This is a genomic window from Candidatus Abyssobacteria bacterium SURF_5, from assembly GCA_003598085.1.
Lineage (GTDB): Bacteria > Abyssobacteria > SURF-5 > SURF-5 > SURF-5 > SURF-5.
In genome coordinates this window covers 1-14,397 of the sequence record QZKU01000126.1, presented here as the reverse complement: position 1 = coordinate 14,397, position 14,397 = coordinate 1, and the positions used below count along the sequence as shown (strand labels likewise).

Genomic DNA, 14,397 nt, shown 5'->3' with positions numbered 1-14,397 from the left:
CTTTCGAGTATCCTCTTCAGACACTCGATATACAGGATTTAGTTCATGCTTTTCAATTATTTATGACTTTTTCTCACCCACAAATTCTCATGAGGACCCTCCTTTCTAGAAGCATCATCAAGAATGACGATTGCATCCTCGCTCAAGTATCGGTATATGAGAGGCAACGCCGGATATCTGGCGTTTCTCTGAACTCTTTTTGGGGGACCATCGATGACCGCAATGTCGATGGGCCCGATGTCCTTGAGAATTGATGAGTCATACCACAGCCATGATCTTCCTCTAAGGAAGACCTCCTTGAGTGGAGCATGTATCACAGTGCTTGTTTGCTTCATACCATGCGAATCGATAAGTTTTTCCGCCAGCCTTGCATATTTTGCATCGTGTTCCAATGACCAGATGTGCCCTTTCCCGTTGCTGATTACGCAATACGACATGAGAAGCGTCGACAATCCGCTCCCGCATTCCAGGATCACCGAGGACTTCCGATCTAAGACTTCCCGAACTATGATGCTTGCTAGATCAGGCGAGATCACCCAATCTCGCATCGGTGGCAGCGGTCGGGATGGCTTTACGACTGAGAAAAGGGAGAAGAGAGCTTCGATTTGCCGGTAATCTTCCCTGCGTCGTTCCGATATTTCGAGTTGCGCCAGGGTGATAAAAAAGGCTGCGGCGCTGATGGCAACGGGAATAACGAGTGGCCCAAGCAACCGCCAGCCGAGAAAACCAATAAGAAGCGGAACAAACGAAACAGCTGCAGCCAGAGCCAGATCCATCTTTTCAGCTTTTCTCAGATGAAGGGGCAATTTCTGTGGATCCTTTCAAAATGATAGGTCAAAATGATATTATTCTTAACCGCTTGAGTCAATTTTTGGGAGTAAACAATATGACAAAAAATCTCCGGCGCCTGCAAGGCGCTGCTTCAGGAGCTGCTTCGGGCGGCCGGGAAAAAAGAGTCATTCGACATTAAGGACATGTGCAATAATAGGCGCTATTGGTTCAGATTAATCTGTCTTCTCGACAGTGGTTCTCTGAAGAATATTCAGGATTTCGGCCGGAGAGGGTGCTTAGCCGACACTTGCCTGCTTCCCCTTTCATGACCAAGAGTAAGGAGAAGCTGTAAATTGTGCACTACTACCACATAAGATTGGTGGCGGGACGCAGAATCGAACTGCGGACACAAGGATTTTCAGTCCTCTGCTCTACCGACTGAGCTATCCCGCCGTTATATGCATATACCATGCGCTGATTGTGTCGCATCTAAAATACACAATCTTGGCGCATTTTGTCAAGCAAGTGAAATCCACCTTCGTTCTTATGCTGACCACTTTGACAGCGACAAACGCTTTTGTTAAACTATGGCCGCTTTCAGTCGGCGTCTCCAGCACCCCATTCACTAAGCCGAGAGGATCGCCATGAAAATTCATGAATACCAGGCAAAGGAGCTTTTCCGCAAGTTCAATATTTCCGTCCCGCGCGGCTCGGTCGCTGATGATCCGCCCGAGGCGCGGCGGATTGCAAGCGAGTTGCAGTGCCCCGTCGTGGTTAAAGCGCAGATTCATGCCGGCGGTCGCGGCAAAGGCGGCGGCATAAAAACAGCCGCATCACCCGAAGACGCTGAAAAGGCGGCCGCATCGATTCTCGGGATGCGGCTGATAACGCATCAGACTGGTCCGGAAGGACGCCTCGTGCGTCGCGTCCTGATCGAGCAGGCCGGCAATGTTGCGCGCGAGCTTTATCTGGGCATCGTTATCGACCGCATTTCCGAGCGGCCTATTATAATGGCGAGCGAGGCGGGAGGCATGGACATCGAGCAGGTGGCCGCAGCGACGCCGGAAAAAATCATCAAGGTCGTCGTTGATCCCGCGGTCGGGCTCCAGGCGTTCCAGATTCGAAAGCTGCAGTACGGGCTTCATCTCGACAAGGAACTCAGCGGAAAGATCGGGCGCATGATCTCGAACCTGTATCGTGCGTTCATCGAGATGGATTTGTCGCTGGTTGAGATTAATCCGCTCGCGGTCACCGATGCCGGCGACGCATTCGCACTCGACGCGAAAGTGAATTTGGACGACAACGCGCTATATCGCCATGAGGATCTGAAAGCGCTGCGGGATATCCACGAGGAAGAACCGCTCGAGGTGGAGGCGTCCAAATCGAATCTGAGCTACATCAAGCTGGATGGATCGGTCGGCTGCATGGTAAATGGTGCCGGCCTTGCGATGGCTACAATGGATATCATTAAGCTGCACGGCCAGATGCCGGCTAATTTCCTGGACGTGGGAGGCGCTGCCGACCCGCAGCGTGTGGCCAACGCGTTTCGCATTCTGACGTCCGAGAAGAACGTGCGTGCCGTTCTCGTGAATATTTTCGGAGGCATCGTGCGCTGCGACCGGGTGGCAAACGGTATCGTCGAAGCGCTACGGGAAGTCGAGGTGAACGTGCCGATCGTTGTGCGCCTCGAGGGAACCAATGCCGCGGAAGCCAGAGAAATTCTCGCAAAATCGGGCCTTGCTTTTACCGTCGCGAACACGTTTGAGGATGCCGCACGCAAAGCCGTCGCGGCCGTCGCATAGGGGGGCTGAAATGAGTATCCTGGTCAATGAGAAGACGCGACTGCTCGTGCAGGGTATCACAGGCCGCGAAGGCGCGTTCCACACAAAGCAGTGCATCGAATACGGCACCAATGTAGTCGGGGGTGTAACGCCGGGAAAAGGCGGAACGGCCGCCGACGGCGTTCCCGTTTTCAACACGGTTGAGGCTGCAGTTCATGAGACCGCCGCAAACGTTTCGCTCATTTTCGTCCCACCTCCCTTTGCGGCCGACGCTATTATGGAAGCGGCCGATGCCCGCATTCCGCTTGTTGTATGCATCACGGAAGGCATTCCAACGCTGGATATGGTCCGCGTGAAACGATATCTCGCCGACCGGCCCACCCGCTTGATCGGGCCCAACTGTCCTGGAGTCATTACCCCTGGCAAATGCAAGGTCGGGATCATGCCCGGATTCATTCATAAGCCGGGAAATGTGGGTCTGATCTCGCGAAGCGGAACGCTGACGTATGAAGCAGTCGATCAGCTTACACGGTGCGGCATCGGCCAATCAACCTGTATCGGCATTGGCGGAGACCCCGTTATCGGAAGCACGTTCGTTGATCTTCTGAAACTGTTCAAAGAGGATGCCGGCACTCATGCCGTTGTCATCATCGGGGAAATCGGAGGGACAGCCGAGGAGCAGGCGGCTGAATACGTCGCGGCGCAGTTTCCGAAACCGGTGGTGAGTTTCATTGCGGGGCTGACCGCGCCTCCCGGCAAGCGAATGGGTCATGCAGGCGCCATCATCGCCGGCGGCAAAGGAACGGCAGCGGAGAAGATGAAGGCCATGAAGGCTGCAGGAATTACCGTTTGTGAGAGTCCTGCAGTTATCGGCCGTACTGTAGCGGAAGTTCTCAGCAAGTGAGACGCGAACGAATCATTCCAGTTTCAACTTTTTAAGCAGCTCATCTGATGCCCGTTCGATCGCGGGGGCTACTCCCTCCAGAGTCGGGAAACGATCGGAGATTATCGCCACGATCTCTCCCGAGTGGACGTTCGCGACTCGAACGTTTATCAGATAAAAATCCTCGTATGAGCCGATTTCGCCGACTACAAGCAGATCGGCTGACAGCGCCAACGCAATTTTTCTGAGGGGCTCCGTTCCAATCGGGCGCCGCTCAGCAATTCCCATTACTCTGGCCGCTTCCTTCACTGCGGCGCGTCGAACAGCCGAGACCTTTTTGCTGCGCTCGAGGCAGTGTGTTAGATAGGCCGATGCCGCGCACGCGAGGTAACCGGAATCGCTCGGACATCCCTGGATGAAAAAGTCCGAAACCACGATGTTTCTGGTTCCCGCCGGCTTCGCTCCGGCAGGCTCATTCTTTTTGATTTTTTTGAAAACGGCTTCGCGGGCAGCCGTGGAGCCGATAAAGATAACCTCCTTTTCAAATTCCGAAATGAAGGAGCGTACCAGCTCATTCTGAGTTGTCGCTTGTAAAATTCCGGCATAAGCGGAGGCAGCCGGGATTTTATTCTGCTGCCAATAATAATTCACGAGACAAGCAGTGTTGACCGGATTCAAAGGAGCAAGGTCGAACGCCTTCTTGTGAAGGGCAAGCGCTGCGTCTGGCTTTCCTTCCGCCTCCGACACCTGCGCCGCCGAAACAAATGCTGCGACTTTCTGCCAGCGATACGAAAGCCGACTTTTCACGGCATTATGGAAGGCCGCCGAGGCAGCCGCGCATTCTCCCATTCGCGAGAGTGCCAGTCCTTTAACCCACTGTGCGAATCCGTTCTCCGGCGCCTTCTGGCATTCGGCCAGCGCACGTCGAGTGTTCCCCTCGCAAAACAGGAGAAACGCTCTTGCCGCAGGCAGGTCCGCCGAAGGCGAAGCGCTTTTCTGATCCCACTCCTTCATCTCTGCTTGGGCTGTTTTCACATCTCCCCTCAAAATGGCGGAATACATGCGGCACATCTGTACCGCAGTCTCATCTCCAATTTCCGGCGGGACAACTCGATAACATCTTTCGGCTGCGTCAGGAAATCCATTCGCAAGAAAAACATCAGCAACAGCAAGCACCATCTCCACCGATGAAGCAGGTTCGTCAAGCACTGCCAGCAAATGGTTACCGGGTCCAAGAATGGCGACCGCAGGTGATGATCGCGACATGCCGAGAGCTGCAGTCGCGTTCTTATCATCGACAAGGATCCTCGATGAAAAAGCGCCAAAGGAATACCGGTCTTCTGCGGGAATTTGGCGGGTGATCCCAAATGCAGAGATACCGCCGACTGAGGATGCGGCATCGATCAAATCAGCCAGGATCTTTTTGCTCTTACTCGAATATTCAAACTGATACAGGATTACCATGTTTTGCGGTGTCGCAACAAGTTCGACAGTCTCGTTCGACAGATCTTTCATTGAGAGCGGCGAGATCGAGCTGCCGATCTCCACGCCCAATGCGGCAGAGCATGGAAGAAAGAGTAACACGCAAAAAGGGACTAAAATTCGCATTCGCGGAAAGGGAGCGGCAAAGATTTTTCTCTGACGTAATCGTTGCACGGGAGAAGGAAGGATAAATGGAATTTTAGTGAAAAAAAGCGGGAGCGACGAGACTCGAACTCGCGACCTCCGGCGTGACAGGCCGGCGTTCTAACCAACTGAACTACGCCCCCCGCATCGGGACTACACTACATGTATAACCTAAAAACGGCAAAAAGTCAAGTGCAGGACAGGTGTTACGGGAGTGCTGCAGACGAAATCGCACAAGTACGGAGTATGATTCAGAAGGGATCACATCAGAGGGTTATGCCGTATTTCTTGATGCGATACTGGAGCGTTTTATAGGTCATCCCGAGCAGTTTGGAAGCTTTAAGGATGTGCCCGTTGGTCTTGCTGAGCGCCTCACAGATCAGCTTTTTCTGCACGTCATCGATTGAGACACCCTCCTCGGGCAGACAGATGCCGTCAAGCTCCTGTGCGCAGACGACCTGCGGATAGGCAAGATTACGCGGCAAATCCGAGACGTCGACCTTATTCTTGTCGGTAAGCACGAGCAGACGCTCAAGCGTGTTTTCAAGTTCGCGTACATTGCCCGGCCAGTGGTATGTCATAAAGCGGTCAATAACGGCGGGATCAATGGCCGGATAAGGCCGCTGAAATTCATGGGAAAGTTTCTTTTTGAAGTGGTCGATGAGCAGAGGGATATCCTCTTGTCGTTCGCGGAGCGGGGGTATTTCAATCACGATGACGTTGAGGCGGAAGAAGAGGTCTTCCCGGAAATTTCCTTTCTGGACCTCCTGTTCCAGATTCTTATTCGTTGCGGCGATCACGCGGACATCGATGGGAATCAAATCGGTTCCTCCGACTCGTTCAATCTTCATCTCTTGGAGAACCCGCAGGAGTTTCGCCTGCAGATCCAGAGACATGTCACCAATTTCGTCCAGAAAAATCGTGCCCTCGTGAGAGATCTCGAATTTTCCTTTCTTCGTCTGGACCGCCCCGGTAAAAGCGCCCTTCTCGTGTCCGAACAGTTCGCTCTCAATCAGGTTCTCCGGTACGGCTGCGCAATTAACCGCGACAAAGGGCTTATCCTTGCGCGGGCCGTCGAAATGGATGCTCCGGGCCACCAGCTCTTTCCCCGTTCCGCTCTCGCCCTGGATCAACACCGTGCTGTTGACCGGAATCGATTTCTCCATCAGGCGAAAGAGCCGCTGCATCTTTTTGCCTGCTCCGACAATATTGCCGGTCGTGAACCGGGTTTTGACCAGTTCCCGCAACTGCAGATTCTCCTCGCGCAAGTCTCGATGTTCGAGCGCTCTCCTGACCGAGACGAGGAGCGCATCCTTATTGAATGGTTTTGTGATGTAATCATAGGCGCCTTCCCGCATCGCCTCGACGGCGCTCTCGATGGAACCGTACGCCGTCATGACAATGACTTCGGTCTCTGGGGAGGTGCGCTTGACTTCGCTCAGGACATCCAGGCCGGTACCGTCCTGCATCTTGAGGTCAGTAATGACTATGTCAAGCTCTTCGCGCTCCAGGCATCCAGCGGCCTCGGATGAGCCGCTTGCCTGGACGACATCATAATGGGCATGAGAGAGGACATCCGCAATTATCTGGCGTTGCGCGTCTTCGTCGTCCACCACGAGGATTCTTGCGGGCACGTCACATTCCTTTCATCGGCAGGGTGATAATAACCTTGGTCCCTTTTCCCACGGTGCTCTCGATGGAAATATCGCCGTCATGTTTCTCGATAATCATTTTGGTCAGCGAGAGCCCCAATCCGGTTCCTGAAGACTTGGTGGAAAAATATGGATCGAATATTCGGCTCAGTATCTCGGCGGGGATACCTACGCCTTGATCGATCACCTCTATCCTGCATGTATCGCAGGAATCCGTCGAGACAAGCCTGATTTTTCCGCTGCCGTCTGACGCGTCCATCGCGTTGATGATGATATTAAGTAAAGCACTTTTCAGGAGTTGCGGGTCTATGAGCGCCTCTCGGCTGATCGCCTGAATATCCGTTTCGATGCGGATGCCCCTCTTGGAGGCGTCTTTCTCGATCAAGCGGACGGTCTCGTGGAGCAGTTTGTCGATCCGATAAGGCTGCAGCGCAAGCTCTCGCTCTTTTGCAAACATCAGGAAATCACGAACAATCCCATCCAGCCGGTTTACTTCTTTAATAATCGTATCTGTGTATTTATGAAAAGATTCGTCACTCAGTTCGCGCGCGGAAAACAAGTCCTTGACATGCGAAACGGTAAGCTTGATACCATTCAGAGGATTCCCGATTTCATGGGCAATCCCGGCTGCCAGGTTCCCGATGGCGCACAGGCGCTGAGTCTGGGCGAGCTTTTGCTCCATTTTCGCCTTCACCTTCAGGGCCTCAACCATCTCGTTGAACTTCATTTCCAGCACGAGGACTTCGCTCGCATTCGGTCGAATGTCGAGTTCGTGAAGGTTACCTTCACTTATTTCCTGGCAGGTTCGCGCCATGGTCTGGAGCGGCCGGAGAATTTTAAAAATCAAGGAGCAAAGGACGATTATCGTTCCAACAAACAGAAGCACCAGCGTAATGAGGGTCTTGCTCTGGAGGGCTTTCACGAGGTGAGTTTGCGGAGCGATGGCGAGAGCGATCCGGACATACCCTACAGGATTGGATCCTACCATCAACGGAAAGGTTTGAAAATATGCCGTTATTTTTCTTCCCTCCGTTGGTTCTACCACAACCACTTGTGCGCGCTCCGGAATCCCAAATTCAAGAACGGGCATCTGGTCCGAATCAGTGCTTGAAACCACCTGTTTTTCCGAATCATATACAATAATCGCATCGACTCCATGTCGAGACTTCAAATCGGAAAGACGGTTGTGCAGGATTTCACTTGGGGTTCTTGCGTCCTCCAGGTTTGTCAGTTGGACCTGAATTCCTCGCAGTATTTCGGAGCTTTTCTCATCCATCTCCGAAAGAATGCTCTGCTGGTAACGGTAGAGGACGCCAAAGATACTTCCAACGAGGCAAAACGTCAAAATGAAACAGCAGAGGAGGATTTTGAATATGAGAGATTTATGCCACTTCATCTTCTTGGTTCTGCACACGTGCCTATGTAACAGTATAGGTGCTCGTCAATGCTTCTGTCAATTCGGCGATTGGTCGTAACAGCGGCAATCCAGAGAAATCTTGGGGCGGCGGGACCCGCTGTTTGTCTGGAAGACACTTGGCCAGGACGACTTGCAATGTGGATGGAGGAAAAGTCTCCGACGTTTAAATCCTATCGGATGGACTTGCGGATTCCAGCGCCTTTCGCACGACCCCCAGGATCTCATGTCCCTTTACCGGCTTATTAATATATTCGAAAGCTCCCAAATTCATAAGGTCCATGTACGATTCAACTTCACCATAGGCCGTGATAAAGATGACCGGCAGGTTTATCTTGCGCCGTTTCAATTCTTCCATCAGTTCCATGCCGTTCAGATTAGGCATTCGCAAGTCCGATATGATCAGGTCGAAGGATTTTCCCGATAGGGCAACCAGCGCCTCCTGCCCGTCGGCGGCGACAGTCACATCATAGCCGGACTTTTCGAACATCTTTTTCATTGCCTTCCGGAATTCCTGGTCATCGTCAACGAGGAGGATTGATTGCCTGTTATTCATTTCGAGCCCCCCTTCCTGAATATGCGAAACAACTGCGCGTTTTGATTAACCCAGTTCAATTATACCACTGTTTCCTGCAATGTGGAACCGCATCTTAAGCGACTGGCCCTTTTTCCTTTTGATCAGAAATCAGTACCCGGTCAATCTTGGCGGTGCAGCGGCAGCCAGACCTTAAAGGTTGTCCCGTCCGGACTGGAATCGGTGCACTCAATACGTCCATTGTGCGCATGGAGAATCTTTTGGCAGATATCCAGGCCCAGCCCGGTTCCATGCTCCTGTTTGGTGGTAAAGAATGGTTCCCAAATGCGGGCCATGTTCTCCGGTGCGATCCCGCACCCGTTGTCGCTAATTGCCACCACGCCGAAGCCAGGTTCTTCGAGGGTTTCGATTGTAATGACGCCCTGGTTGCAAGAATCGGTTGCATGAGCGGCATTCTGCAGGACATTGATAAATACCTGGCGCAACTTGCCCTTGTCGCCTGAGATGACAGGATTTTGCGAAACCTTCTCAACCAGGGTTTTGCCGTCGAAATTCCTGTCGTACCTGACAAGGGAAAGCGCGTTTTGAATAATCTCAGCCAGCGGAACCGGCTTTTTCTCGCATGAAGGCTCCACTCCACGCGCCACATTCGTGACCTCGTTCACAATTTCCAGCAGATGGTCGCGGGCTTCGAGCAGAATTGCAGAATAGCGCTGGAGCATCTCGTCTTTCGGGTACTTCTCTCGAATGAGTTCAGCCAATGTGATCAAACTCAGTTCGTTCCTTATCTCATGTGCGATTCCCGCAGAAAATTGACCAAGCACCGACAATTTGGCCGCCTCGATCAATTGATCGGTTAAGCGGCGGTTCTCCTGTGACAGATGGTACGCCTCGAGCGCCCGGTGCAGCGTCATGAGCAAGTCCTCAGTTCGCCACGGCTTTGTCAGGTACTTGTACACGCTGCCTTTATTAATGGCATCAAGAACGTCTACCACATCGGTGTACGCTGTGAGTATCATTCGAATCGTCAGCGGGTACTTCTCCTTGACGATTTCCAGAAAATCAGTCCCCTTCATTCCGGGCATTCGCTGATCGGCGATAATGACAGGGAATTCGCGCCGCTCGCAAAGGGAGAGGGCTTCTTCAGCCGAAGAGCAGGCACAGACATCGAAATAATCGAGGAAAGCAGTCCTAAAGACGATAAGATTGTTGTGGTCGTCATCAACGTAGAGAATAGGTTCCCTTTGCATAATGTCAGCCCCGCTCGGCTGCACCCGGTTTTGCTTCTCGGGGAAGCGATATCGTAAAAGTCGTTCCAGATCCTGGTTCGCTCTGCACTCTGATATCTCCTCCATGGCGCTTTACAATGGCCATACTGATCGAAAGGCCAAGACCAATGCCCCCATTTTCAGTCTTCGTTGTGAAGAAGGGATCGAAGATCTTCGGGATGATTTCAGGTGCGATTCCTTTTCCCGAATCCGATATGCTAATGAAAACCCATGATGGATCGCACCACGTCTTGATGAGAATTCGTCCGTCCTGACCGATTGCCTGCTCGGCGTTATCGAGCAGGTTGAGGAACACCTGGCCCATCTGCGACGCGTAGCAGGAATGAAGGGGAATATCGCCTTTCTCAATTTCTACCGTCACCCCCTCCTTCAATCGATACGACAGCAACCGCAAAGATTCGTCGATTGTCTGATTCAGATCGATTTCCTTGATCTCAGATTCACCGGTACGCGAGAAACCGCGAAGCGACTGAACGATCTCAGCGGTTCGCCTGGCACCGTCATGAATGGCCAACAGCAGGTCGCTTAGCATAGACATATGTTCAGAGAAATTTAATCTATCCGCCTCCGCTTCGATCTCGCTCAAGTCGAGACCGGCCTGCCGCGCCGCCTGACAGTAGCTTTCGTTCATCCAACGAAGCTCTCGGACATAGCGGCTGAGCGAGTCAATGCCGTTCATGATGTAGTTTACGGGGTTGTTTATTTCGTGGGCGATGCCGGAGAGCAATTGAGCTACGGCGGATGCCCGTTCAGATTGAACGAGCTGCAACTGGGCATCTTTCAGATTCTCCAGCGCGCGCTCAAGGTCCGCTGTGCGTTGTCGCACTTTCTCCTCGAGCCCCTTGTTCAATTCCTCAATCTCCCGATACGAATACGCGTTGTCGATGACGATCGACGCTTCATTGCACACGGCAATCAGCAGCTTCAAGTCTTCTTCATCAAACTCTTCATTCTGATTCAAACAGGCCACGTAGATTGCGCCGATGATTTTTTCCTTACGCTTGAGCGGCCCGCATATGACGCTGCCGATGACGCCCCTGCCGGAATGACCCTCAGCACCACGGGGATCATTCCCATCGTCGCTGAGGATTCCGATACCCTCCCCGATAACTTTCTGTACGATCGCTCGATTGACGTGCATCGGGTGATGCACAGCACCTTCGGCCTTTTCCTTGACCACCGCCGGAACCAACTCTTTTTGCTCGTCCTGCAGTAAGATGGCAACTCTGTCTGCTTTCTTCAGATTCACCACAATGACGGCTATGCGTTCAAATAATTGATCCAAATCGGTCATCGAGCCTACCGAATTGTTCACCTGGTACAGAAGTGCCAACCGCTGGTAGGTCCGGCGCAAGAATTGGATATCCGACGGTATCTCAATCGTGCTGATAAGCCGCGGGCTCGGTTCGCGCTCGCCAGAATCGATGGCAGACCTGATCACCGGCTCTGCTTCATCTGAGAGATCCAGGATCTGTGCCGCTTCCTTCTCCGGTTTGAGCGGGAAAACAAAGCTCAGGGCAACGGAACGGCCGAGTCCGATTACATCTCCATCCCGCAGCTCCGTTTCCTTTTTTATCTGCTGCTCGCCAATGAACGTGCCATTGGTACTCCCCATATCCTCGATATGGTATCCGCTTCCCACCTTGAAAATCCGGGCATGAATCCGTGATACACCCTCCGCTGATATGACAAAATCATTTGATAATGCCCGACCCAATGAGATGGAATCTGAAGTAATACAGTAGGTTTGTGCAGATAAGCCTTTTACAACAACCAGCTTAGGAATGACAGTGTCCATGGAGCTTGCCCTGGAAAAAGTCAACCACCCGCAATAGCAGAAAGCACGGATATCTCATCGCCATCAGCAAGCTGCTTTTGCTTCAAATCGTTAAGTTCAAGCCGGTTCCCGTTCAGAAGAAAGATTCCGTTGCCGCTCTTGACCACCTTGCTGAAAAAGCGCCTCTGAACAGCTTTCCGTTTATCGAGTCGCCCGAGGAGGGCGGCAGGTGTGTCTCCGGCCTGATAGCGCTCTTCCAATAGCTCGTTCATAGGCAGTCCTGAGAATATGCCTGCCACGCGTATCTTGACCATTAACTCGTCCCTTCGAGCGTGAGGAAAAACCTATCTGTTATACAATAGCCGCGCCACGCCATCCAACCCAAGTTTTTCGAGCCGTTCCCGCCTGGGGAGACCCGTCTCATAATCCCATTCAAGCTTCTCATAATAGCGGCGGCCAAGCGTTTGCTCGTCTATAGTCACCCCTGAAAGTGGTCCTTTTTGAAGAGGAGGCTCTCCAACGGCCCTGTTTTTCAGCCGTGTATCGGCTGGCCGAATACCTTCCCGGACATTAAAGCAATGCCTTAAGGTCAGTATCCTTTCTCCAACTGTGACAAAATCTTGCGTAGCTAGCTTCCAGCCGGTTGCCGCATTTATCCACTCGAATAGAGGGTATTCTCCTACCATCAGACCGAAGATGCACGCGCCTGCTCCATTCGCAACTTGCACATAGATACTATTCAGCACCTGGTGCTCGCCGATCTTATCATAGGAATATTTTGAGGATTTCAAGGTGACCTGTTTCACCGGTATGACTTCTTTAAATGTTTTATGGAGTTCCATAAGCATTACATAGGTATCCGATGAGATGGTATGGCGCCCGGGCGTGGGCTCGACCTGATATGCAGTGCCAAAAGTGGGATCAAACCGGGGGTCGTGCATTGGAAGCTCCTGCCCTCCGGCATGGATTGCAAATTTCTCTGAACCTTTTCCGATCCTCTCGGCGGCACGCTTGACGCCATCCGCCAATATATCGCCAAAGCCGGTTCGCGTGGCCACCTGTTCGGTCAACTCTATGATCGCGGCCGAATTGCCCCATCCAAGTCGGATCCCGCCGGTGTCCCGCTCCGAAATGATTCCATTCTCGAAACATTCAATAGCGAAAGCGATCGCCGCTCCGGTCGAGATAGTATCCAGTCCGGCCCGGTTACAAATCTCATTTGCGTACAGGATCGCTTCGAGGTCGTCGTTCAGGCACATTGAACCGAAGGCAGCCAGTGTCTCGTATTCCGGCTTATGTCCCCGCTCCACGTGATACTTGCCGCCTGAAAGATTCACGATGCCGCCGCATCCGAGCGGGCAGTAGGCGCAGTGATATTTTTTCTCCTGATATCGAAGGAGTTCCTTATCGCTTATCCGGTAGGATTTGGAGGCGATAGGAAAGTCGTGATAGCCGCTTCCGCCCCAATTTTTTATTGGCGAATCGCCGGCCTCGGCGGAATAGGCGGTCATGCCGGCTGTCCCATAACGCATGATAAGCTCCTTGTAGGTGGCCGGCGGCGTGGCAAAAAGGAAGGGGAAGAAACTGCGCACCATTTTCCCCATAAACCTGATGTTGTCGACGGACGTCTTATCTTTGAAGGGCGCTTTCCTCTTGAACTTCTGCAGATAGGCCGATCTGATCTTCGAAAAAAGCTGCTCCTCTGCGATTTCAGTTTTCCTCTCGCCGAGAACGGCGATGGCCTTTAGTTTTTTGGACCCCATGACAGCGCCCAGCCCCGAGCGTCCTGCTGCTCTGCCCTTATCGGTTATTACTCCTGATATGAGGGAAAGCTTCTCGCCGGCGGGTCCGATACAGGCTATCTGATACTTGTCATTTCCTAAACGGCTCCGGATCAGGTCCTCGGTCTCGACGCAATCCTTCCCCCAAACAAAAGATGCATCTATTAGTTCCGATTTGCCGTCATTGATCACGAGGAGGACGGGTTTTTCCGAGACTCCTTTTACGAATACGGCATCGTATCCGGTTCGCTTCAACATCGGAGAAAAATGACCTCCGGAATTCGCGTCGCCCCATGTACCGGTAAGGGGGGACTTGCCAACGACCATATATCTGCCGGTGAATGGGGCGCCCGTTCCCGTTAACAGGCCGGTCGCGAATCCAATAATAGCCTCCGGCCCCAGGGGATCCACTTTGCCAGGCTGTCGCTCAAAAATCACTTGAGCGCCAAGCCCGTATCCGCAAAGGAAGTCCTGATATATTCGCTCGTCAATGTGCTCGTCCCATAGTTTTCCTGAGCCAAGATCGACCCATAACACTTTTCCCATATATCCAAAAGGCATAGGTTTACTCCTTTCGATCACCTCATTTATTAGTGTGCGACGCTCTCCATCTGGCCGAGATGTCGCGATGCGTCTGATTATATCACAGTGAAATGCTGAAAAGAGAATTTATCGATCGTAAGGATAATGGGAACTGAAAGAAATCTTTGAGAATGAATTCAACTCGCTCGTACGCATTCCTGCACCGAAAGGAATACGCTTCGCCATCAGAAGTTCAACTCCTCTAAATTTCTTTTTAGTATCTGCAGGAATCGTGCGGCGGGGGCGCCGTCGACGGCCCGATGATCGAATGAAAGCGAGAGCTTCATGATCGGCGCGATGAAGATG

13 protein-coding genes and 2 tRNA genes are annotated in these 14,397 nt (G+C 52.4%); 2 read left to right on the top strand and 13 right to left on the bottom strand.

Annotated features, from left to right (window positions below; genetic code table 11):
* Positions 1–56: 56 nt before the first annotated feature.
* From C4520_18235 to C4520_18225, 3 genes are all read right to left on the bottom strand, one after another.
* Positions 57–806 (bottom strand): class I SAM-dependent methyltransferase, encoded by a 750-nt coding sequence (locus C4520_18235; protein RJP16655.1) that lies wholly within the window; start codon positions 804–806, stop codon positions 57–59.
* Between the two features lie 342 nt (positions 807–1,148).
* Positions 1,149–1,224, bottom strand: a tRNA-Phe gene (locus C4520_18230).
* On the bottom strand, positions 1,215–1,427 hold the full coding sequence (locus tag C4520_18225) for a hypothetical protein (GenBank protein ID RJP16654.1): 213 nt from the start codon (positions 1,425–1,427) through the stop codon (positions 1,215–1,217). Before C4520_18225 ends, C4520_18230 begins: the two co-directional genes overlap by 10 nt.
* On the opposite strand from C4520_18225, the gene C4520_18220 reads away from it, so the two are divergent.
* Together C4520_18220 and sucD are read left to right on the top strand one after the other, a co-directional pair.
* Positions 1,416–2,573, top strand: a complete 1,158-nt coding sequence (locus C4520_18220) for an ADP-forming succinate--CoA ligase subunit beta (protein RJP16653.1) — start codon at positions 1,416–1,418, stop codon at positions 2,571–2,573. The two genes, C4520_18225 and C4520_18220, sit on opposite strands and share 12 nt — an antisense overlap.
* A gap of 10 nt (positions 2,574–2,583) precedes the next feature.
* A complete protein-coding gene (sucD, locus tag C4520_18215; GenBank protein ID RJP16652.1) occupies positions 2,584–3,456 on the top strand; it encodes a succinate--CoA ligase subunit alpha in 873 nt (290 codons plus the stop codon).
* Positions 3,457–3,468: 12 nt separating this feature from the next.
* Here sucD and C4520_18210 read toward each other — a convergent pair whose 3' ends face one another.
* The 10 genes from C4520_18210 to C4520_18165 form a co-directional block, all read right to left on the bottom strand.
* Positions 3,469–5,043, bottom strand: coding sequence for a hypothetical protein (locus C4520_18210; protein RJP16651.1), 1,575 nt, complete (start codon positions 5,041–5,043; stop codon positions 3,469–3,471).
* 87 nt (positions 5,044–5,130) lie between these two features.
* Positions 5,131–5,204, bottom strand: a tRNA-Asp gene (locus tag C4520_18205).
* A gap of 123 nt (positions 5,205–5,327) precedes the next feature.
* Complete coding sequence (locus C4520_18200) at positions 5,328–6,695, bottom strand: sigma-54-dependent Fis family transcriptional regulator (protein ID RJP16650.1); 1,368 nt, start codon at positions 6,693–6,695, stop codon at positions 5,328–5,330.
* 1 nt (position 6,696) lies between these two features.
* Positions 6,697–8,109 (bottom strand): sensor histidine kinase, encoded by a 1,413-nt coding sequence (locus C4520_18195; GenBank protein RJP16649.1) that lies wholly within the window; start codon positions 8,107–8,109, stop codon positions 6,697–6,699.
* Between the two features lie 184 nt (positions 8,110–8,293).
* Positions 8,294–8,683: a response regulator gene (locus tag C4520_18190; GenBank protein RJP16648.1), complete on the bottom strand. Its 390-nt coding sequence runs from the start codon at positions 8,681–8,683 to the stop codon at positions 8,294–8,296.
* 140 nt (positions 8,684–8,823) lie between these two features.
* Entirely contained in the window at positions 8,824–10,017 is a 1,194-nt protein-coding gene (locus tag C4520_18185; protein ID RJP16647.1) for a response regulator, read from the bottom strand.
* Entirely contained in the window at positions 9,917–11,749 is a 1,833-nt protein-coding gene (locus C4520_18180) for an FHA domain-containing protein (GenBank protein RJP16646.1), read from the bottom strand. The genes C4520_18185 and C4520_18180 overlap by 101 nt, the downstream gene beginning before the upstream one ends.
* Before the next feature lie 20 nt (positions 11,750–11,769).
* On the bottom strand, positions 11,770–12,042 hold the full coding sequence (locus tag C4520_18175) for a hypothetical protein (protein ID RJP16645.1): 273 nt from the start codon (positions 12,040–12,042) through the stop codon (positions 11,770–11,772).
* Positions 12,043–12,072: 30 nt separating this feature from the next.
* Positions 12,073–14,070, bottom strand: a complete 1,998-nt coding sequence (locus C4520_18170; GenBank protein ID RJP16644.1) for an aldehyde ferredoxin oxidoreductase — start codon at positions 14,068–14,070, stop codon at positions 12,073–12,075.
* Between the two features lie 206 nt (positions 14,071–14,276).
* Positions 14,277–14,397, bottom strand: a 121-nt coding sequence (locus C4520_18165) for a hypothetical protein (protein RJP16643.1), incomplete at its 5' end; no start/stop codon positions are given.